The organism is Candidatus Burkholderia verschuerenii (genome assembly GCF_001189365.1).
Taxonomy (GTDB): Bacteria; Pseudomonadota; Gammaproteobacteria; order Burkholderiales; family Burkholderiaceae; genus Caballeronia; species Caballeronia verschuerenii.
In genome coordinates, this window is the sequence record NZ_LFJJ01000083.1 from 1 (window position 1) to 21,650 (window position 21,650).

The window sequence follows — 21,650 nt, forward strand, 5'->3', positions numbered from 1 at the left end:
TTACCCGGAACAATGGACTCCAGTCGTCCCCATATCTCATCGGTCAGCAACATTCGACTCATCTTGATCGCTTACGCAAAAGATGAGATGTAAACACATTTCTTCAAATGTGAACAGAGCCTAGCGCCTTGCAGGCGAAATATGCCGAATATGCGAAGGCGCTGACCGAACTCACGCAATATCTGGACGCCAACAATATTCAGGCCTTCCTCGATCAGCCGACGCAAGGTTTTCAGGATCGCTATCTCGCGGAACAGCGCAATTTCGTCGCGTTCGGCGATGAAGCGGGCCTGTCGTCGATCGATGCGCGTTATACGGCGTTCCGCGTGGTCGGCATCGTGATTGCGTGGCGCTGATCGCGGGCGTCGTGCTCGTGCATATCGCGTTGTCGCGCGGCGTGATTGCGCCGCTGGAAGAAGCGGGCCGTCACTTCGAAAACATCGCGCAGGGCAAGCTCGATGCGCGTATCGCCGATCGCGGCAGCAATGAAATCGGGCGTCTGTTCGCCGGGTTGTCGTCGATGCAATCGAGCGGCGCGCAGACGGTGAAGACCGTGCGCGAAACGTCGGATTCGATCAACTACGGCGCGGACGAAATCGCCAGCGGCAACGCGGATTTGTCGGCGCGCACGGAGAATCAGGCGGCATCGCTCGAAGAAACCGCGTCGAGCATGGAAGAACTCACGGCGACGGTGCGTCAGAACGCCGAGCACGCGCGCGAAGCCAACGCGCTCGCCGGTCAGGCGCTGGAAACGACTTCGCGCGGCGCGGGCGTCGTGGACGACGTGGTCGAGAAAATGCGCGTGATCGCGAGCAGTTCGGACAAGATCGCCGAAATCATTTCGGTGATCGACGGTATCGCGTTCCAAACCAATATTCTCGCGTTGAACGCGGCCGTCGAGGCAGCGCGCGCGGGCGAGCAAGGTCGCGGCTTTGCGGTCGTGGTGGGCGAAGTGCGCGGCCTCGCGCAGCGTTCGGCGCAATCGGCGAAGGAAATCAAGGAACTGATCGGCGAATCGGTCGCGCAGGTCAGCGACGGTTCGGAGCTCGTCGAGCGCGCCGGCACCGCGATGCGCGAAGTGTTGGCGTCGATCTCGCGCGTCACGCAGATGATGGCGGAAATCAGCGCATCGTCGATGGAGCAGAGCGTGGGCATCGAGCAGGTCAATCAGGCCGTCACGCAGATGGACGAGATGACGCAGCAGAACGCGGCGCTCGTCGAGCAGGCCGCGGCGGCCGCGTCGTCGTTGCACGAGCAGACGCGGCAGTTGAAGGCGGCAGTCTCGGTGTTTCGAATTTAAGCCGGCGAATCAGGCAGGTAACGCCGCGTACGACGTCGCGAGGTGATACGGCGTCGTCGACGGCATTTCCGCGCGGACGATCTCGCCGTCCGCCGAGCGGCATTCCACCCAGCCGCGCGCGTGCAGAAAGCGCGCGGCGAAACGCGCGATCTGCTGCGTAACGTCTTCGCGGTCGTCGCCGCGCGTGGCCATCGCGCGCAAGTACTCGGTCTGCGCCCAGATGCGCTGCGTCGCGTCGATCACGCGGCCCGCTTCGTCAAGCGCCGCGCAGACGCCGCCGGTTTCCGCATCCACGCCGTATCGCTGCGCGAAGTCGAACGCGCGCGCGAGGCGCGTGTCCAGTCCCGCCGCGCCGAACGCGGCATGCCCGCTGCCGGCACACAAAAAATACCACTCGAACTGATGTCCCGGCTCCAGCCGGTTGCCCGCCGCGCCCATTGGCAATTCGGCAATGCAACCGCTCGCTTCATGCACGAAGGTATCGGCGACGGCGCGCGTGAGGTCGTGCAGACGCGTGTCGTAGAGGGCGTCGCTGGTGGCATCGCGGGCGGCGAGCCAGGCTTCGGCGAGATGCATCAGCGGATTCTGTAGCGGGCCTTCCAGCGTCGCGCCGAAATCCTCGGCGAGGATCGCGTTCAGCAGCGCGCCGCGTTCCGTGAAGCGCGTTTCAATTAGTCGCGATGTTTCATCGATAATTGCGAACGCGTCCTTATCTCCGCTCTTCTTCGCGTAATGCGCACACGCAAACACGACAAACGCGTGCGTGTACAGATCCTTTTGACGCTCCAGCGGCGCGCCTTGTGCATCGACGCTGTAGAACCATCCGCCGTATCGCGTGTCCTGAAAATAGTGTCGTAACGATGCGAACAAGGTCGCGGCATGCGCGAGATCGCCGGCATCGGAGAAGACGAAAAGCTGGCGCGCGCAGGCCATCGCGCGATATCGCTTGGGTGGCAGCGGCGCGTGATCGGCGGGCGCGACGGCTTCGAATGGCAGGCGCAATGCGTCGTTGAAGCCGGGGCCGCGCCAGATCGGCATCACGACGTCCGAAAAGTGCGCGTGTAGCGCGCCGCGCGAGGCCGGGTTCGACGCTTGCATCCCTTCCGTAAGGGAAGTGGACGAGCCGTTTGATTGCTGTTGCTGCATGAGAGGGTTCTGCGTTGGGCTTAGCCGCGAAGCATAGCAAAACCGGCTCGACGCGCGCCGCGCTTCCGAGCCCTGAAAACAGGAGGTGAACGATATGTTTAACAATCTGGAACTCGTTTCGCGGCTTGTCATGGTCGCCGTGCTCGGCAGCGTGATCGGCTTCGAGCGCGAGCGGTTATCGTGGGCGGCGGGACTGAGGACGCATATGCTCGTGTGCGTCGGCTCGGCGCTGATCATGATCGTGTCGGCGTTCGGCTTCGAGGATGTGCTCAAAGGCGATCACGTCGTGCTCGATCCGTCGCGGATCGCGGCGCAGGTCGTCTCCGGCATCGGCTTTCTGGGCGCGGGATCGATCCTGCTGCGCGGCGAGATCGTGCGCGGACTGACGACGGCCGCGAGCCTGTGGTTGGTCGCGGCGATCGGCTTAGCCGTCGGCGGTGGGCTGTACACGGCGTCGATCGCGTCGACGATCATCATCCTCATCATTCTGGCGGGGCTCAAGCCGCTCGAGCGTCGCTTTATCACCGTGCGACAGCGGCGCGAACTGACGATGCTCGTCGATCGCGGCGCGCTGACGTTTCACGGTCTGCATGAAGTGCTCGGTCCCGGCAGCGTGCGCGTGAAGCAGTTCGTTGTGCAGCAGAGCGACGATTCGCCCGATCTGGACGAAGTGCAGGTCGTGTTGTCGCGCGCCTCGACGCAGGAATATCTGGCGATTTGCGACCGGCTTCGGCGGCTCGACATGGTGCGCGAATTCCGCGAGGAAAACGACGCTTAAGCGCGCGCGACGGCATCGGCGGCGCAATCATCGAAGGAATTACGCTGTGCCGATGCCGCCGCGCCTGCCGCCGTGCGACAATGCCGCCTCTCGAAAACCATCGCCGGACCGCCAGTGCGCGCGGCGCACGCCGTCCCGGCCGCCGACTTTCGACCTATGTCAGATTCCGCAGTAAAACGAGATACCGAAACGCTCTCCGGCGATGCCGCCATCGCCGCCAAAGCCCGCCGACGCCGCGTCGAAACCGCGCCGTCCGGCGTGTCCGGTGACAGCGCCGATACCGAAAAGAAACTCGCCCGCGCGGCCCGTTCGGCGCAACGGCTCGCCCAGTTGAGCGACGCGCAGCGCAGCGGCGAAACGCTCGATCTGTTCGCCGAGGACGCCGAGCGCGCCAATTTGCAGGCGCAGAACACCGATATCCGTCAGGGCACCTTCGAAGGCTTCGAATTGCCCGATGTCTTTCTGGCGGCCGTTCCGTCGCGCAGCGTCGTCGCGGGCTCGGCTGTTTCGAAGCGGGACGCGCCCACGGCCGTCGCGGATTCTGCCGCGCCCGTGCAGACGTCGCTGATTCAGGACGAACCGGTTGCATCGGCCGCATCGGTCGAAACGACGGCGGCCGACGCATCGGCGGCCGACGCATCGGCGGCCGACGCCGCGCCGCTGCATCGCCCGCGCGCGGATGCCGTGCCGGAACTGGATCGCGCCCGCGCGACGGCTTTCGCGGACACCATCGACGCCTTGCGCGCGGTGATCGTCGAGCAGCGCGCATCGACGCTGGCACACGCGCGCCGCATGAAGACGATGCTGACGATCATCGTCTGCGCGATGCTCGTGGTCGTCGCGACCGGCATCGCCCAGACGACCGTGCTGCTGCGGATGCGTCACGACAGCAGTCTGCAGCAGGACCGCGTCCAGCAACTGATGCTCAACGAGCAGGCGACGCTCAGCTCGCTGTTCGATACCGACTCCGAAAACGTGCCGATGTCCGGCGCGTTCGGCGCCCAGCACACCCCGGCGGCCGATGCGTCGCCGATCCAGCCGGTCAGCACCGCCCACGCGGCGGCCGCCGCGACCGGCCGCCATCGCCAGGCGCATCGCCACGCGGGTTCCTCGGCGCACTGACGCGCCACTTTCCTCTGCTGTCACATTCCTGCGACACATCGCCTCGGGGCGACGTGCGGGCGTCGCACGCACTGACGCATCGCTTGTCCGTCGCACGGCCTTCCCCGACCTGTCCCCGTTTTCGTCATCGCTCCAATCGGTAATTTGATAGAAAAACTACCAAAAAATTCTCCAGGAAATATTGTTTTGCACTGGTATTGCAAAAGTGGTTAACCATATAATTGTGGCTAAGGGAAAACCCTCAAACACCAACCGGAGTCTGACATGAGCTACCTCTTCGCACTGCTGCAAAAGTTTGCTTCGTTGTTCGAAAATCCCCATCTGCCGATGGACAAGGACTACTCGTATCAAGCACGTTTCAAGGAATCGGAGCGTCAGCGCGCGGCACGCGGCACCGCTTTCGGCTTCCGTCTGTAATGCGCAGTTAAAGGCGGCGCGGGAATCACAGAACAAGCAGCAGACGACGGCATCGCGCCGGACGACCCGCCCGCCAGCTTCATCAGTTTTGTAGTTTTTTAGCTTTTTAAACGCCTTTTTCATAGGCGCCGCGTTTCACCCCATTCTCCTTCCCGGCCGCCAACCGAGCGCCGCGGTATCCTTTGGTCCTTGCTCCTGCTCCTTTCTGGCAATGACCGATTCTTCCCAAACCGTTCACTTCTACGATCCCGCTCAAGGCCACGGCCTCAAACACGATCCGTTCAAGGCGATCATCGCGCCGCGCGTCATCGGCTGGATATCCAGTTGCGATGCCCAAGGCCGCGTGAATCTCGCGCCCTACAGCTTTTTCGGCGCGTTCGCGTCGTTTCCCCATGTGATCGGTTTTTGCAGCGAAGGCCGCAAGGACAGCATCGGCAATATCGAGGCGACGCGCGAGTTCGTGTGGAACATGTCGACGCGGCCGCTCGCCGAGCGCATGAATCGCACGTCCGCGCCGGTCGGGCCGGAAGTCGACGAGTTCGAACTGTCGGGGCTGACCAAGGCGCCGGGACGCAACGTTGCCGTGCCGCATGTCGCGGAATCGCCGGCGGCGCTAGAGTGCAAGCTGTTGCAGGTCATCCGTCTGAATAATCTCGACGGCCAGCCGATGGACAACTGGCTGGCGCTCGGTCAGGTCGTCGGCGTGCATATCCGCCAGGAATTCCTGAGCGATGGCCTGTTCGATACGAAAGCCGCGCGCCCGATCATGCGCGCCGGTTACCGCGCCGACTACGCGGAAATCGGCGAGATGTTCCAGATGATCCGCCCGACGTCCTGATCTTTTTTGAAACGGAGCGCGTTTTCGACGAGAAACGCGCTCAGAAAAACCCTAGAAAGCACTTAAAAGCGCGCTGTACTTGTCCAGTTGCGACATGCGGAAAAACCCAAACGCGCGTTCGTCCGCCGACCGCGAAGCCTTACCCAGCAAGGCTCTCAGCTTGTTGCTGAACGGCAGCCGTCATCTCAGTGTCGTATTTCCACATGTGCTTGTCGCAAATAGTCGGCTTGGCCGACTTTTTTCTGGCAACTATGTATGCACAGCGCGGACGCGCGTCCGCCACGCTATGGAGAATGCGATGAATTCCCCCAAGGTAGTGGTCGAAGGGTTGTGCAAGGTTTTCGGCAATAACCCGAAGCAGGCGATCGACATGCTGGCCGGCGGTGCGACGAAGGAAGAAGTCTTCTCGCGCACCGGGCAGATCGTCGGCGTCCATAACGCCTCTTTCGATGTGAAGGAAGGCGAGATTTTCGTGCTCATGGGCCTATCCGGCTCGGGCAAGTCCACGCTGATCCGGCTGATCAACCGTCTGGTCGAACCGAGCGCCGGCAAGGTGTTCATCGATGGACGCGATGTCGCCGCCGTGCCGCGCTCGGAGCTGACGTCGCTGCGCCGCAAGGACATGAGCATGGTGTTCCAGTCCTTCGCGCTAATGCCGCAGCGCACGGTTCTTTCCAACGCCGCATTCGGCCTCGAGGTCGCGGGCGTCGGCAAGAAGGAGCGCGAATCGCGCGCCATGACCGTGCTGGAGCAGGTCGGCCTCGCGCCGTTCGCGCAGAAGCTGCCCGCGCAGTTGTCGGGCGGGATGCAGCAGCGCGTCGGTCTGGCGCGTGCGCTGGCGGTGAATCCTTCGCTGATGATCATGGACGAAGCGTTTTCCGCGCTCGATCCGTTGAAGCGCAAGGAAATGCAGAACGTGCTGCTGGAACTGCAACGCGAACAGCGCCGCACCATTCTGTTCGTCTCGCACGATCTCGAAGAAGCCACGCGTATCGCGATCATGGAAGGCGGTCGCGTGGTGCAGATCGGCACGCCGCAGGAAATCATTATGAATCCGGCCGATGAATACGTGAGCCGCTTCTTCGACGGCATCGATACGAGCTGTTATCTGACGGGGGGCGATCTGATGCAGACCGACGAAGTGCCGATCATGCCGCACGCCGCGCAGATCGATGCATCGAGCGTCGCGCAGACGCTCAACGGCAGCGCGGATTACGCGTTCGTGCTGGATGCGCAGCGCCGTATCCGCGGCTTCGTCGGACGCGATGCGAACGGCAACGCCACGCCGCAGATCAACCAGATCGAATGCATTCAGCGCACCATGACGCTCGACGACGTGGTGAACCGCGTCGTCGCGAGTCCCGCGCTGCTGCCGGTCGTCGATGCGGACGGAATGTATTGCGGTTCGGTCAACAAGACGAATGTCCTTCGGGTTCTCACCTATCATCGGAGCTCCAGCCATGTCTGAAATCATTCCGCTCGGAAGTTGGGTCGATCAGGGCGTCCACTATCTCCTCGATCACGACGCGAAGACCTTCGATTCCATCGGCAAGGTCATCGAAACATTCGCGGCTGCCGTCGAACACGGCCTGCAAGCCATCCCGATGTGGCTGCTGATGGCGATCTTCGTCGGCGTCGGCTTGTGGCGCGTCGGCTGGCGATTCGCGGCCTTCGTGCTTGCCGCGCTATTGCTGATCTACGCGACGAACTTCTGGGATCAGATGGTCATCACGCTCGGCCTCACGCTGTCGTCGACGATCATTAGTCTGTTGCTCGGCATTCCGCTCGGCATCTGGACCTCGAAGAGCAAGCTTGTCGAAACGATCGTGCATCCCGTGCTCGACCTGATGCAGACCATGCCCGCGTTCGTCTACCTGATTCCGGCCGCGATGCTGTTGGTCTCGGCCGCGTGCCGGGGATTCTCGCGACCGTGATTTTCGCGATGCCGCCGGCCGTGCGTCTCACCGCGCTCGGTATCAAGCAGGTGAATCGCGAGATCGTCGAAGCGGGTCAGGCGTTCGGCTGCACGCCGATGCAGTTGCTCTACAAGGTGCAGATTCCGAACGCGTTGCCGTCGATCATGACCGGCGTGAACCAGACGATCATGATGGCGCTGTCGATGGTCATCATCGCGTCGATGGTCGGCGCGGGCGGTCTGGGCAACGACGTGCTCGCCTCGATTCAGCGTCTGGATATCGGCCTCGGCTTTGAAAGCGGCTTGTCGGTGGTGTTGCTGGCGATCATTCTGGACCGCATCACGGAAAGCTTCGGCCGCTCGCCGGGCGCCGCTGTTCTCGGGCATCAAGAGCGTGATGAAGGTGCGCCGCACGCCGGCGACGCAACAAGGCTAAACACGAACCATGCAGCGAGGCTTGTGAATGAAGCGCGACGCGATCGTCCCAGCGGTTACCGAATCACCGTTGTCCAATCTCGCGCACTTCGGCTTTCTGACATTGCTGAACTTCTCGATGATCGCGTTCACCAGCGCGGTCGAAGTGCTCCGCATGGCCAACTACGTGGGCCGCGCGGAGCACTACACGTGGTCCATCATCACGCCCGATGGCGAACCGGCGCGCGCGAGCAACGGCATCACCGTGAAGCCGACCAAGACGCTCGACGAAGCGGGGATGCCGGACGTGCTCGTGGTTTGCGCGGGCTGGCATGTCGCGGATTATGTCGACGATAAGGTAATCGAACTATTGCAGCGCGCGCACGACGCGGGCATTCCGCTCGGCGGCATCTGCACCGGGCCGTATGCATTGCTCGCGGCCAAGATGCTCGACGGATATCGCTGCACGCTGCATTGGGAAGACATGTCGCCAGTGAACAAGCGTTATCCGCATGTACGTTTCGCGGATGAGTTGTTCGTGATCGACCGCGATCGATTCACCTGCACGGGCGGCACCGCGCCGCTCGATCTGATGCTCAATCTCGTCAGCATGCGGCTCGGACAGAAGCACGCGACGCAAGTGTCGGAGCAGTTTATCGTCGAGCGTATTCGCGGCTCGACGGATTATCAGCACATTCCCGTCGATGCACGCGTGGGCTTTTCGCGCGCGGAACTCGTCGAGGTCGTGCGTCTGATGGAAGCGAACATCGAAGAGCCGCTATCGCTCGAAGAACTCGCGCGGCTCGTGCATTTGTCGCAACGGCATTTGCAGCGCATGTTCAAGATGTTCCTGAGCGTCTCGCCGACGCATTACTACCTCACGCTGCGATTGCGTCGTGCGCGCGAACTGCTGCGCAATACCGATGCTTCGATCGCGCGCGTGACGAGCGTATGCGGCTTCCATTCGCCTTGCCACTTCAGCAAGGCGTATCGCGCGCAGTTCGGACATGCGCCGAGCGTGGAACGGCGTCTGTCGGCCTGAATACTTTTTGCTCGTTCGATTCGCGCGCCATCGCGGCGCGCGGGTTCTGCTGCGTCTTTAGAAAATGCCCGGAGAGAAAATATGAAACGCTTGCTGATCGCGGCAATCTCGTTGTCCGTGACTTGCGCGGCCACCGCCGCCGAACCCGCTGCGTGCAAGAACGTGCGCTTCGCCGATGTCGGCTGGACCGATATCGCCGCGACGACGGGACTTGCATCGACCGTGCTGCAAGGGCTCGGCTATAACCCGACGAAGACGATCGCGTCGGTGCCGATCACTTTCGCGGGCGTGAAGAGCAAGCAGATCGACGTGTTTCTCGGTTACTGGTCGCCGACGATGGACCCGATCATCGATCCGTTCAAGAAGAACAATCAGCTGAAGGTGCTGTCGACGCCGAATCTCACCGGCGCGAAGTACACGCTCGCTGTGCCGGATTACGCTTATAGCGCGGGCATCAAGAGCTTCAACGATATCGCGAAGAACTACGACAAGCTCGACGGCAAGATCTACGGCATCGAGCCGGGCAACGACGGCAATGCGCTCATCAAGAAGATGATCGACACGAATCAGTATGGACTGGGCAAGTTCAAGCTCGTCGAATCGAGCGAGGCGGGTATGCTGGTCGAAGTGAATCGCGCGGTGCGCGAGAAGAAGCCTATCGTCTTTTTGGGCTGGGAGCCGCATCCCATGAACGTGCAGATGAAGATCGACTATCTGTCCGGCGGCGACGATGTGTTCGGGCCGAATTACGGCGAAGCCAGAGTGCTGACCGTGACGCCGACCGATTACGACACGCGCTGCCCGAATGTTGCGAAGCTCGTATCGAATCTGCAATTCACGACGGATATCGAGAATCACGTCATGCTGCCGATCATGAACAAGGAAGATGCGAACAAGGCCGCGCGCGCATGGCTGAAGCAGAATCCGGCGGTGCTGGACAAGTGGCTTGCGGGTGTCAAGACGTTTGACGGGAAGGATGGGCTGGCGGCGGTGAAGGCTTATGTGGCCGCCAGCAATTAGCATCGCGAATGCGAGGACGGAGAATCAGCTCCGATAATCCGTCTTGGCCAATCCATCGATCAGACGCAGCGCCGCTTTCCACTGCATATCCGTAATTCCGTCCATATCGTCGCGGTAGTACTGCGCGGCGGTGGTCTTGCACACTTCGTCCGAAGGCAAAATCAGTTCCGCATTGCCGGCCGCTTGCGCGCGAACCTGAATATCGCAGGCGCGTTCGAGGAAATACATCTCCTGAAACGCGAGCGGAATCGTCTTGCCGCAGGTGAGCAAGCCGTGATTGCGCAAAATCATCGCGTTGTGATGGCCGAGGTCGTTCACCAGCCGATCACGTTCCGCGAGATCGAGCGCGATGCCTTCGTAGTTGTGATACGCGAGATGGCCGTAGTATTTCAGCGCGTGCTGGCTGATCGGCAGCAGACCGTTCTTCTGCGCCGACACCGCCGTGCCCGGCGCGGTATGCGTATGCACGACGCACACCACATCGTGCCGCGCCATGTGGATCGCCGAATGAATCGTGAAGCCGGCCGGATTCACCTGATAGCGCTCGGGATGCAGTTCGGCATCCGGCTCGACCACGCGGCCGTCCTGATCGATCTTCACGAGATCCGACGCGCGCATTTCGTCGAACAGCACGCCGTATAGATTGATCAGAAAGTGGTGCTCCTTGCCCGGCACGCGCGCGCTGATGTGCGTGAAAATCATGTCGGTCCAGCGAAAATGCGCGATCACGCGATACAACGCCGCGAGGTCGCACCGCACCTGCCATTCTTCCTGCGAATAACCGTGAGTCTCCATGCCGTTCCTCCTTGGGTTGAAAGCCGCGGAAAACGTGGATAGTTCTCATTAGATCGCTTGCGCGCGGCCGGGGAAAGTTTCGTCGTAGTCCATCGGCTGATTCGATTCGTCGGCTTCCTGTGTGCCGCCTTGTTCACGATACATCATCGGCGGTACACCGTATTGCTTGCGGAATTCGCGGCCGAGATGCGAGGCATCGGAGAAGCCGCAGCTCGACGCGATATCGGCCACCGTCTTGTCCGAGCTCGTCAGCAGCCATGCGGCGGTGCGCAATCGCACTTGTTTTGCGTACGCTTGCGGCGCCTTGCCGGTCTCCGCCTTGAACAGGCGTTCGAGTTGACGCGTCGACAGATCGAGCTTGTGCGCGAGTTCGTCGAGCGAAAGCGAACGGCCGACGTGCTGCTCCATCAGCAGAATCGCGCGCTTGACCTTGGGATGCGTCGCGGGCGCGAGTCCCGGCGGATGCGGCTGCGGCGCGTTGCCCTTCTGCATGTCGTCGACCAGCAGGATGCGCAGCGCCTTCTGCACCGTCGCGGTTTCGAAGTGACGCAGCAGAATCGCGGCGGCCACGTCGATCGATGCGCGCCCGCCCGAACACGTAATGCGCCGCCGATCGACCACGAACAGACGATCCGCGACCAGCGACTGCTCGTCCGCGTGCGGAAATCGTTCGACGAAATCCCAGTAATGGAACCAGCTGACGCAGATGCGATAGCCGTCGAGCACGCCCGCGCGCATCAGCGAGAACACGCCGGTGCACATGCCGACGAGCGTCGCGTCGTTTGCAGCGGAGCGGCGAATGAATTGCAGCGTCGCATCGCTCGCCGAAGCGCCCGAATGCAGCAGGCCGCCGACCACCACGACGTAATCGAACGGTTCGGCCTGGTCGAAGGTTTCCCACGGCGTGATCTGGATGCCGCAACTCGCGCGCACGGGCGCGAGCGTTTCGCCGATCACACTCCACGAGCAGCGCACCGGACGGCTGTAATCGCCTTCGTCGGCGGACAGGCGCAATAGATCGACGAAGCCGGAAAACGCCGTCAGCGTGAAGTTCGGCAACAGCACGATGCCGAAGCGGATGCGCGATTTCGATTGACCGTCGATGGATTGCGGCGGAAGGGATTCTGCGGGGTTCATGCGCGTGTCGTGCGGCTCGGGGCGATGCAGCGAGCATAACATCGGCCGATGGGCCGGGGCGCGCGTCAGAAAGACGCCGGAAAGACGAAAGCCCGGCATCGCACGACACCGGGCTTCGGAAAAGCGTGCGCGGGTGTTAGCCGCCGAGTATGGCGATGGCCCACGCGAACGCCGAGCCGATCAGCGCGCCGGTCGCGCGCCCGAGCACGCTGGCGACGGTGTAATCGCCCCAGCGCTGCTCGACTTCGGCCTTCAACACGCCGAAATAACGCAGCAGCGGATCGATCGAGCAGACGATGACGAGCGCCGCCCACACAGGCGCCTGACGCGTCAGCACCTTTTCTGGCGGAAGCAAGCCGACGGCGAGAAGCGTGCCGACGACCACCGCGCCGACGAGAAAGGCGAAAACACAGGACTTGAAGAATTGATCGGGAAGAGCGTGACTTTCCATGACTGACTGCGAAGGCTTGAGAACCTAGGGAATATACCGAGACGCTCTCGTTGAGCCGTTCGGACGAGTCTCAATTGGCTGAGAACTGCAACGAATATGCGCAGATGTCTGCCGGTCGCTCAATGTTCTGTTACGCGCGATCGACCGACAGACCGGCCGCGCGCGCCGCCCGGACTTGCTCCGGCGCGTCAGAAACTTTGGAAAAAACGTCATTGCCCCCGCACGCGATGTTGCTTCGACGCCGCCATCCCATTTCGATGGCGTTTTTGTTCTATCGAGTCTTTTTGCGGTATGGTGCAATGAGCACCATACCGAAACCCGCGTCACGTCAAGGACTCATACATGAACGTCAGCGTCTTCGATCTGTTCAAGATCGGCATCGGACCGTCCAGCTCGCACACCGTCGGGCCGATGATCGCGGCTTGCCGGTTCGCATCGCATATCGAGGACGCCAATCTGCTCGGCTTCGTCACCCGCGTGCGCGCCGAATTGTTCGGCTCGCTCGGTGCGACGGGCAAGGGCCACGGCACCGACAAGGCCGTGCTGCTCGGGCTCGAAGGCAATTTGCCCGATCTGATCGATCCGGACATGATCGCGCCGCGCCGCGCCGAAATCCGCGCGACCAAGCGTCTGAAGCTGCTCGGCAAGCACGATGTCGTGTTCGAGGAGCGCGAGCATATAGGCTTCTATCGCAAGCTGATGCCGGGCGCGCCGGGGTCTAGCATCGTGCATCCGAACGGCATGCGCTTTCAGGCCTTCGACGACAACGGACAACTGCTCGTCGAGAAAGAGTATTACTCGGTCGGCGGCGGTTTCGTCGTGAATCGCGATGGCGATCGCGTCAATGGCGTGCGCGCGAGCGGACAAGTGCCGCATCCGTTCCGTACCGGCGACGATCTGATGCGCATCTGCAAGGAAACGGGCCTGTCCATCGCCGAGATAACGATGCAGAACGAATGCGCCAATCGCAGCGAAAGCGACGTGCGCGAAGGCATGCTCGCCGTGTGGCGCGTGATGGCCGCGTGCGTCGAGCGCGGCTGCAAGGAACGCGGCGAATTGCCCGGCCCGATGCACGTCAAGCGCCGCGCCGCCGATCTGAGCTCGTCGCTGCGTTCGCGCTCGGAGAAATCGCTGCGCGATCCGCTGTCGATGCTCGACTGGGTCAATCTCTACGCGATGGCCGTCAACGAAGAAAACGCGGCAGGCGGCCGTGTCGTCACCGCGCCGACGAACGGCGCAGCGGGCGTGATTCCGCCGTGCTGCACTACTACGTCAAGTTCATGCACGGCTCGAACGACGACGGCATCGTGCGCTTCCTTCTGACGGCAGCGGCGATCGGCATCATCTACAAGGAAACGGCGTCGATTTTGGGCGCGGAAGTCGGCTGCCAGGGCGAAGTCGGCGTCGCGTGTTCGATGGCCGCGGCCGCGCTCGCATCGGTGATGGGCGGCACGCCCGCGCAAGTCGAAAACGCCGCCGAAATCGGCATGGAACACAACCTCGGCATGACCTGCGACCCCGTTGGCGGTCTCGTGCAGATTCCGTGCATCGAGCGCAACGCAATGGGCGCGATCAAGGCGATCAATGCCGCGCGCATGGCGATGAAGGGCGACGGCCAACATTACGTCTCGCTCGATTCGGTCATCAAGACGATGCGCGAAACCGGCGCCGACATGAAGACGAAATACAAGGAGACGTCGCGCGGTGGCCTCGCCGTGAACGTCATCGAATGCTGAAACACCTGAAACACTGCTACGCACGAAGGAAAAGTCTATGAGCCGCTATTCGATATTCAGCCTGCTGCGCAACGGCATGTCGTATCACGAGAACTGGGAGCGCCAGTGGCGAAGTCCCGAGCCGAAGCGCGAATACGACGTGGTGATCGTCGGCGGCGGCAATACGGCGCGCAACACGACCATCGTGCGATCGAACTATCTGTGGGACGAATCGGCGGCGTTGTACGAGAAGGCGATGAAGCTGTGGGAAGGTCTCTCGCAAGACCTCAACTACAACGTGATGTTCTCGCAGCGCGGCGTGATGAACCTCGCGCATAATTTACAGGATGTTAAGTATACTGAGCGTCGCGTCAACGCGAACCGCTTGAACGGCGTCGATGCCGAATTCCTCACGCCGCAGCAGATCAAGGAAATCGAGCCGACCATCAACCTCAACAGCCGCTATCCGGTGCTCGGTGCGTCGATTCAGCGTCGTGGCGGCGTCGCGCGTCACGATGCGGTGGCGTGGAGCTTCGCGCGTGGCGCGGATTGCGCGGGCGTGGACATCATTCAGAACTGTCAGGTCGTGGGCATTCGCCGCGAAGGCAATCAGGTGACGGGCGTCGATACGACCAAGGGTTTCATCAAGGCGAAGAAGGTCGCGGTCGTCGCGGCGGGCAACACGACGTCGCTCGCGGATATGGCGGGCGTGCGTTTGCCGCTCGAAAGCCATCCGTTGCAGGCGCTCGTTTCCGAGCCGATCAAGCCGGTCGTCAACACGGTCGTGATGTCGAACGCGGTGCACGCGTACATCAGCCAGTCCGACAAGGGCGATCTCGTGATCGGCGCGGGCGTCGATCAATACACGGGCTTCGGTCAGCGCGGCAGTTTCCAGATCATCGAAGGCACGCTGGAAGCGATCGTCGAGATGTTCCCGGTGTTCTCGCGCGTGCGGATGAATCGTCAGTGGGGCGGCATCGTCGATGTCTCGCCGGATGCGTGCCCGATCATTTCGAAGACCGATGTCAAGGGCCTTTACTTCACACGGGCGGCTTCAAGGCGACGCCGGGCTCGGGCTGGGCGTATGCGCACACCATCGCGCGCGACGAACCGCATCCGGTGAATGCCGCGTTCTCGCTGGATCGTTTCTATACCGGCCATCTGATCGACGAACACGGCGCGGCTGCCGTGGCTCACTAACGCTTACCGCACAGAGGAAAGAAACATGTTGCTGATCGAATGCCCCTGGTGCGGGCCGCGCGCCGAATCCGAATTTTCCTGCGGCGGCGAAGCGGATATTGCGCGTCCACTCGAAACGGAAAAGCTCTCCGATAAGGAATGTGGCGATTACCTTTTCATGCGAAAAAACCCGCATGGTGTCGCGCATGAACAGTGGATGCACGCGCAAGGCTGCCGTCGCTGGTTCAAGGTGCAGCGCGATACGGTTTCATACGAAATTCAAGGCTACGCGACGTTCGACCGTCCGATGGCTGTGATGGAAGACAACGGAGGCACGTCGAAATGAGGCAGAAAGACCGACTGGGCGTAGGCGGACGCATCAACCGCGCGATTCCCGTGACCTTCACGTTCAACGGCAAGACGTATCAGGGCTTCGAAGGCGATACGCTCGCTTCCGCGCTGTTGGCCAACGGCGAGCGCTTTGTTGCGCGTAGCTGGAAGTATCACCGTCCGCGCGGCATCATCACGGCAGGCGTGGAAGAGCCGAATGCCGTCGTGCAACTCGAAACCGGCGCGTACACCGTGCCGAACGCGCGCGCGACGGAAGTCGAGTTGTATCAGGGACTCGTCGCGACGAGCGTGAACGCGAAGCCGAACATCGAGAACGATCGCATGGCGGTCAATCAGAAGATCGCGCGCTTCATTCCGGCGGGCTTCTACTACAAGACCTTCATGTGGCCGCGCAAGTTCTGGCCGAAGTACGAAGAAGTCATTCGCGATGCAGCCGGTCTCGGCGAAGCGCCGATCAAACTCGATGCCGATCGCTACGACAAGTGCTTTGCGCACTGCGACGTGCTCGTGGTCGGCGGCGGACCTGCGGGTCTCGCGGCGGCGCATGCGGCGGGTTTGTCGGGCGCGCGCGTGATTCTCGTCGACGATCAACGCGAACTCGGCGGCACGTTGCTGTCGTGCCGCGCGGAAATCGACGGCAAGCCCGCGCTGCAATGGGTGCAGGAGGTCGAAGCCGAACTGCGCAAGATGCCCGACGTGAAGATTCTGTCATGCAGCACGGCGTTCGGTTATCAGGATCACAACCTCGTCACGATCACGCAACGTCTGACGGAACATCTGCCGGTGTCGCGTCGTCAGGGCACGCGCGAACTGATGTGGAAGGTGCGCGCGAAGCGCGTCGTGCTCGCGACCGGCGCGCATGAGCGTCCGATCGTGTTCGGCAATAACGATCTGCCGGGCATCATGCTGGCGTCGGCGGTGTAGACGAATCTGCATCGCTATGCGGTGATGCCGGGCCGCAACGCGGTCGTGTTCACGAACAACGACAACGCGTATCAATGCGCGCTAGATTTGAAAGCGGCGGGCGCCGAAGTGACCATCGTCGATCCGCGTCCCGCCGAATCGAAGGGCGCGTTGCCCGCGGCGGCGCGTCGTCAGGGCATTCGCGTGATGAACAATGCGGTCGTCACGGCTGCGCGCGGCAAGCTGCGCGTGTCGTCGGTCGAGGTCGCATCGTATGCAAACGGTCAAGTCGGCCAGAAGCAAGCCGATCTGCAATGCGATGTCGTCGCGATGTCGGGCGGCTGGAGCCCCGTGCTGCACTTGTTCGCGCAATCCGGCGGCAAGGCGCACTGGCACGACGAGAAAGCGTGCTTCGTGCCCGGCAAGGCGATGCAGGCCGAAAGCAGCGTCGGCGCATGCGCGGGCGATTTCACGCTGGCGCGCGGCATCCGCTTCGGCGTCGATGCCGGAGCGGATGCGGCGCGTGCGGCGGGTCACATCGTTGCGAAGCCGCAAGCGGTGCAGGTCGCCGAAATCGTCGAAGCGCCGACTATGCCGCTGTGGATCGTCGGCAACAAGGAAATGTCGACTCGGGATCCTAAGCAATTCGTCGATTACCAGAACGATGTGTCGGCGGCGGATATCTATCTCGCGGCGCGCGAAGGCTTCGAGTCCGTCGAGCACGTGAAGCGTTACACGGCGATGGGCTTCGGCACCGATCAGGGCAAGCTCGGCAACATCAACGGCATGGCGATTCTCGCGCAAGCCTTGGGCAAGACGATTCCCGAAACCGGCACGACGACCTTCCGCCCGAACTACACGCCGGTCACGTTCGGCACGTTCGTGGGCCGCGAGTTGGGCGAGTTCCTCGATCCGGTGCGCAAGACCGCGATTCACGAATGGCACGTCGAAAACGGCGCGGCGTTCGAAGACGTCGGTAACTGGAAGCGTCCCTGGTACTACCCGCGAAACGGCGAGGACATGCACGCGGCGGTCGCGCGCGAGTCGCTCGCGGTGCGCGAGAGCGTCGGCATTCTCGATGCATCGACGCTCAGCAAGATCGACATTCAAGGCCCGGATTCCGCGAAGCTCCTGAACTGGATGTACACGAATCCGTGGAGCAAGCTCGAAGTCGGCAAGTGCCGCTACGGTCTGATGCTCGACGAAAACGGCATGATCTTCGACGACGGCGTAACCGTGCGTCTTGCCGACCAGCACTACATGATGACGACCACGACCGGTGGCGCGGCGCGCGTGCTGACGTGGCTCGAACGCTGGCTGCAAACCGAATGGCCCGACATGCGCGTGCGTCTCGCGTCCGTCACGGACCATTGGGCCACGTTCGCGGTCGTCGGCCCGAACAGCCGCAAGGTGCTGCAGAAGGTGTGTCACGACATCGACTTCGCGAATGCCGCGTTCCCGTTCATGAGCTATCGCAACGGCACGGTGGCGGGCGCATCGGCGCGCGTGATGCGCATCAGCTTCTCGGGCGAACTCGCCTACGAAGTGAACGTGCCCGCGAACGTCGGCCGCGCGGTGTGGGAAGCGATCATGGAAGCGGGCGCGGAATTCGACATCACGCCGTACGGCACGGAAACGATGCACGTGCTGCGCGCGGAGAAGGGTTACATCATCGTCGGTCAGGATACGGACGGTTCGATGACGCCGTACGACCTCGGCATGGGCGGTCTCGTCGCGAAGTCGAAGGACTTCCTCGGCAAGCGTTCGCTGACGCGTTCGGACACGTCGAAGCAAGGCCGCAAGCAGTTCGTCGGTCTGCTCACCGACGATCCGCAATTCGTCTTGCCCGAAGGCTCGCAGATCGTCGCGGGTCCGTTCCAGGGCGATACCGCGCCGATGCTCGGCCACGTCACGTCCGCGTATTACAGCCCTATTTTGAAGCGTTCGATTGCACTGGCCGTCGTGAAGGGCGGTCTCGACAAGATCGGCGAGTCGGTGATGATTCCGCTCGCCAACGGCAAACGCGTCAACGCAAAAATCACCAGTTCGGTGTTCTACGACAGCGAAGGAGCACGTCAGCATGTTGAATGAGATCAAAGGTTCCTCGACGGTCGTCGATCGCGCAATCAGCGGACAGGGCCTGAGTGGTACGTGGCAGGAGTCTCCGCTGGTCGGCGCCGATGCGTTGATGAAGTCGCATCAAAGCGGCTCGCCGAAGGCGTTCCGTCTGACCGAGCGGCCGTTCCTGCAACTGGTGAACGAGCGCGGCGATACGCGCGATCCCGCTTTCGTGAAGGCGATTCAGAACGTGATCGGCTGCGTGCCGCCCGAGAAGGCGAACACGATCGCGCGCGGCAACGGCTACACGATGCTGTGGCTCGGTCCCGACGAGTGGCTCGTGCAGTCCGATGCGGCGCACGATGCCTCGCGTGCCGCGCCGCTCGAAGCCACGCTGCGCGATGCTTTCGTTGGCCAGTTCTCGGCGGCGGTGGATATCGGCAGCAGCTACACGGTGCTCGATATCGACGGCCCGAAGACGCGTGAAGTGCTGTCGCGCGGTTGTCCGCTCGATTTGCATCCGAAGGTCTTCGCCGAAGGCCAGTGCGCGCAGAACCACTACTTCAAGGCATCGATGACGCTGGTGCCGTTGGGCGGCGATCGCTTCGAGCTGGTGATTCGGCGCAGCTTCGCGGATTACTTCGTGAAGATCATGCTCGATGCGGCCGAGCCGCTGATCGCATGAAGCCGTTCGAACCGCTGAACGCGGGCGGACAAGGCTGGCGCGTCGTCGTCGACGAGTTGATCGTGATGACGCGCATCGGCCTGTACGAGCACGAGCATCGCGCGCCGCAGCCGGTGTGCATCGACGCTAGTCTGCGGTATCGCAGCACGCCGCATGAATCGAACAATGGCCTCATCGATTACGAAGCGTGGTGCAATCGCGTGAGCGCGTATCTCGAAGCGAAAACGCATACGCGTCTGCTCGAAACGCTCGCGGTCGAAGTTGCCGCGCTTTCCTTCGACGAATGGCCCGCGCTCGATGCGATCACGCTGACGCTGCACAAGCCGAAGATTCGCGAAGGCACCAAGCGGCTCGGTCTCGAACTCGACTGGCGTCGCGCGGATTACGACGCGTGGCGTATGCAGGCCGCAGCGCAGCAAGCAGCGACGCAATGACCGCCTCGCGCGATACGGCGGCGCTGCTGTCCGAACGCGCGTGCAAGGCGCACGATGCATGCGCCGCGCTCGCGCTGCTCGAACGCAGCATCGCGCTTAAGCATCGGCGTATCGCGCTGATTCGCTATTTGCACGCGCAATATCTCGATGCGCCGCTGGAGCCGCGTCATCACGACTATGTGAAGACGATTGCGGCGCGCCTTTCGATCGATGCGCTGATGCGAATCGCGGCGACGGCGCGCGCCCGCTTCGATGCATGACGCATGCGTTCCATCCGGATGACGTAATTCTTCTATGTCGCGGATTAATGTCGGCGTCTACTGAAAACGTCCACGCACATTCAGAGGAATGACATGTCCACCGGTACGCAAGCCCGCGCGAGCGCCGCGGCACGGCTCGAACGCCTGCCGTTTTCGGGGTATCACCGCACGATTTTCATCATCATCGCGATTGCGTTCTTCTTCGATTCCGTCGATCTCGGCACGATGACATTCGTGCTCGGCTCCATCAAGACCGAGTTCAAGCTCTCGACGGCCACCGCCGGGCTCGTCGCCAGCGCGAGTTTCTTCGGCATGGTGCTGGGCGCGGCCATCGCCGGATTGCTCGCGGATCGCTTCGGTCGCCGGCCCGTGTTTCAGTGGAGCATGGTGCTGTGGGGCGTCGCGTCGTATCTCTGCTCGACGGCGCAAAGCGTGGAAGCGCTGATCTTTTACCGCGTGCTGCTGGGCTTCGGCATGGGCATGGAGTTTCCGATCGCGCAGACGCTGTTGTCGGAGTTCGTGCCGACGGCATCGCGCGGCAAGCTGATTGCGCTGATGGACGGCTTCTGGCCGCTGGGTTTCATCGCATCGGGCGTGGTGTCGTACTTCGTGCTGCCGACGCTCGGCTGGCGCACCGAATTCGCGCTGCTCGCGATTCTCGCGATCTTCGTGCTGATCGTGCGTCGCGTGGTGCCGGAATCGCCGCGCTGGCTCGAACATCGCGGACGGCTCGCGGAAGCCGACAAGGTGCTCGACGAAGTCGAAGCCAAGGTGATGAAGGCGAGCGGTCTGCGTCAATTGCCCGCGCCCGCGACGATGGCCGAAGCGAGCACGCATCAGGGCGTGAGCGCGTTCCGCGAGATCTGGAGCGCGGCGTATCGCCGTCGCACGGTGATGGTGTGGATGCTGTGGTTCTTCGCGCTGCTCGGATTCTACGGTCTGACGTCGTGGCTCGGCGCGCTGATGCAGCAGGCAGGCTTCGCGGTTACCAAGTCGGTGCTCTACACGGTGCTGATTTCGCTCGGCGGCATCCCAGGCTTTTTGTGCGCGGCGTGGCTGGTCGAGAAGTGGGGACGCAAGCCGACGTGTATCGCGTCGCTGGTCGGCAGCGGCATCATGGCATATGTGTATGGACAAGTCGCGCTGCACGCCGAAACGCCGACGCTGCTTATCTGCGCGGGCCTGTTGATGCAGTTCTTCCTGTTCGCGATGTGGGCCGTGCTCTACACGTACACGCCCGAGTTGTACGGCACCGGCGCGCGCGCGACGGGCTCGGGATTCGCTTCGGCGATCGGTCGCGTCGGATCGTTGATCAGGCCGTATGTGGTCGGCGTCGTGTTGCCGATGTTCGGCCAAGGCGGCGTGTTCTCGCTCGGCGCGATGTGCTTCGTGATCGCGGCAGCGGCGGTGGCGATTCTCGGCATCGAGACGCGAGGGCTCGCGCTCGAAACGCTGGTGCGCGAGGCGGAGGAACAGGAAGGCAGCGGCGTGCTGGTGTCGGCTCGCGAATAGCCAGCCGATCGATCGGAATTCCAGGGAGGTGGTTGGGGGCCGCGCTTAGCGTGGCCCTTTTTGTGCGCCCAGCATGGGCGCACTCTTGCGGGTGCAAGTCGCGCGGCAAGTTGACCACAGCGAGCGAAGTGAAGCGCAACTGCGGAAGGGCGACCGACCGTGGGGAGGAAGCGTGGAG

Annotated in this window: 16 protein-coding genes and 5 pseudogenes; 17 read left to right on the forward strand and 4 right to left on the reverse strand. The window is 62.4% G+C overall.

The window, feature by feature from the left end:
• Window positions 1-155 precede the first annotated feature (155 nt).
• A pseudogene (locus tag BVER_RS15340) lies at window positions 156-1,300 on the forward strand (methyl-accepting chemotaxis protein); the annotation flags it as partial.
• 9 nt (window positions 1,301-1,309) lie between these two features.
• Here BVER_RS15340 and BVER_RS15345 read toward each other — a convergent pair.
• Window positions 1,310-2,446, reverse strand: a complete 1,137-nt coding sequence (locus BVER_RS15345) for an AGE family epimerase/isomerase (protein WP_083452205.1) — start codon at window positions 2,444-2,446, stop codon at window positions 1,310-1,312.
• A gap of 94 nt (window positions 2,447-2,540) precedes the next feature.
• Between BVER_RS15345 and BVER_RS15350 the strand changes: the two genes are divergently transcribed.
• The 8 genes and pseudogenes from BVER_RS15350 (at window position 2,541) to BVER_RS15380 (ending at window position 9,992) form a co-directional block, all read left to right on the forward strand.
• On the forward strand, window positions 2,541-3,224 hold the full coding sequence (locus BVER_RS15350) for an MgtC/SapB family protein (protein ID WP_050454067.1): 684 nt from the start codon (window positions 2,541-2,543) through the stop codon (window positions 3,222-3,224).
• Window positions 3,225-3,380: 156 nt separating this feature from the next.
• Entirely contained in the window at window positions 3,381-4,346 is a 966-nt protein-coding gene (locus BVER_RS15355; protein ID WP_050454056.1) for a hypothetical protein, read from the forward strand.
• 264 nt (window positions 4,347-4,610) lie between these two features.
• A complete protein-coding gene (locus BVER_RS32580; RefSeq protein ID WP_198155268.1) occupies window positions 4,611-4,763 on the forward strand; it encodes a hypothetical protein in 153 nt (50 codons plus the stop codon).
• Between the two features lie 211 nt (window positions 4,764-4,974).
• Window positions 4,975-5,601 carry a flavin reductase family protein gene (locus BVER_RS15360; protein WP_050454057.1) on the forward strand — a complete coding sequence of 209 codons (627 nt, stop codon included), beginning with the start codon at window positions 4,975-4,977 and terminating at the stop codon, window positions 5,599-5,601.
• Between the two features lie 298 nt (window positions 5,602-5,899).
• On the forward strand, window positions 5,900-7,069 hold the full coding sequence (locus BVER_RS15365; protein ID WP_050454068.1) for a quaternary amine ABC transporter ATP-binding protein: 1,170 nt from the start codon (window positions 5,900-5,902) through the stop codon (window positions 7,067-7,069).
• Window positions 7,062-7,952, forward strand: a pseudogene (choW, locus tag BVER_RS15370) (choline ABC transporter permease subunit). Before BVER_RS15365 ends, choW begins: the two are co-directional and overlap by 8 nt.
• 27 nt (window positions 7,953-7,979) lie before the next feature.
• On the forward strand, window positions 7,980-8,972 hold the full coding sequence (locus BVER_RS15375) for a GlxA family transcriptional regulator (RefSeq protein WP_050454059.1): 993 nt from the start codon (window positions 7,980-7,982) through the stop codon (window positions 8,970-8,972).
• An 81-nt stretch (window positions 8,973-9,053) separates the two neighbouring features.
• The gene (locus BVER_RS15380; RefSeq protein WP_050454060.1) at window positions 9,054-9,992 is read left to right on the forward strand and encodes a choline ABC transporter substrate-binding protein; all 939 of its coding nucleotides are present in this window, start codon (window positions 9,054-9,056) and stop codon (window positions 9,990-9,992) included.
• Window positions 9,993-10,016: 24 nt separating this feature from the next.
• Here the strand turns inward: BVER_RS15380 and BVER_RS15385 are convergent, their stop codons facing one another.
• From BVER_RS15385 to BVER_RS15395, 3 genes are all read right to left on the reverse strand, one after another.
• Window positions 10,017-10,787 (reverse strand): class II aldolase/adducin family protein, encoded by a 771-nt coding sequence (locus tag BVER_RS15385; RefSeq protein ID WP_050454061.1) that lies wholly within the window; start codon window positions 10,785-10,787, stop codon window positions 10,017-10,019.
• Window positions 10,788-10,835: 48 nt separating this feature from the next.
• Window positions 10,836-11,924 (reverse strand): GlxA family transcriptional regulator, encoded by a 1,089-nt coding sequence (locus BVER_RS15390; RefSeq protein ID WP_050454069.1) that lies wholly within the window; start codon window positions 11,922-11,924, stop codon window positions 10,836-10,838.
• A 136-nt stretch (window positions 11,925-12,060) separates the two neighbouring features.
• A complete protein-coding gene (locus BVER_RS15395; protein WP_050454062.1) occupies window positions 12,061-12,375 on the reverse strand; it encodes a hypothetical protein in 315 nt (104 codons plus the stop codon).
• A 342-nt stretch (window positions 12,376-12,717) separates the two neighbouring features.
• Between BVER_RS15395 and BVER_RS15400 the strand changes: the two are divergent.
• The 8 genes and pseudogenes from BVER_RS15400 (at window position 12,718) to BVER_RS15435 (ending at window position 21,472) form a co-directional block, all read left to right on the forward strand.
• Window positions 12,718-14,111, forward strand: a pseudogene (locus BVER_RS15400) (L-serine ammonia-lyase).
• A 37-nt stretch (window positions 14,112-14,148) separates the two neighbouring features.
• A pseudogene (locus tag BVER_RS15405) lies at window positions 14,149-15,290 on the forward strand (sarcosine oxidase subunit beta family protein).
• Between the two features lie 25 nt (window positions 15,291-15,315).
• Window positions 15,316-15,615 carry a sarcosine oxidase subunit delta gene (locus BVER_RS15410; RefSeq protein WP_050454063.1) on the forward strand — a complete coding sequence of 100 codons (300 nt, stop codon included), beginning with the start codon at window positions 15,316-15,318 and terminating at the stop codon, window positions 15,613-15,615.
• Window positions 15,612-18,614: pseudogene (locus BVER_RS15415) on the forward strand (sarcosine oxidase subunit alpha family protein). Before BVER_RS15410 ends, BVER_RS15415 begins: the two are co-directional and overlap by 4 nt.
• Window positions 18,604-19,266: a sarcosine oxidase subunit gamma gene (locus tag BVER_RS15420; protein ID WP_050454070.1), complete on the forward strand. Its 663-nt coding sequence runs from the start codon at window positions 18,604-18,606 to the stop codon at window positions 19,264-19,266. The pseudogene BVER_RS15415 and the gene BVER_RS15420 overlap by 11 nt, the downstream one beginning before the upstream one ends.
• The gene (locus BVER_RS15425; protein WP_050454064.1) at window positions 19,263-19,700 is read left to right on the forward strand and encodes a dihydroneopterin aldolase; all 438 of its coding nucleotides are present in this window, start codon (window positions 19,263-19,265) and stop codon (window positions 19,698-19,700) included. The genes BVER_RS15420 and BVER_RS15425 overlap by 4 nt, the downstream gene beginning before the upstream one ends.
• Window positions 19,697-19,960, forward strand: coding sequence for a hypothetical protein (locus BVER_RS15430; protein WP_050454065.1), 264 nt, complete (start codon window positions 19,697-19,699; stop codon window positions 19,958-19,960). The genes BVER_RS15425 and BVER_RS15430 overlap by 4 nt, the downstream gene beginning before the upstream one ends.
• 93 nt (window positions 19,961-20,053) lie before the next feature.
• Window positions 20,054-21,472 (forward strand): MFS transporter, encoded by a 1,419-nt coding sequence (locus BVER_RS15435; protein WP_050454066.1) that lies wholly within the window; start codon window positions 20,054-20,056, stop codon window positions 21,470-21,472.
• Window positions 21,473-21,650 lie beyond the last annotated feature (178 nt).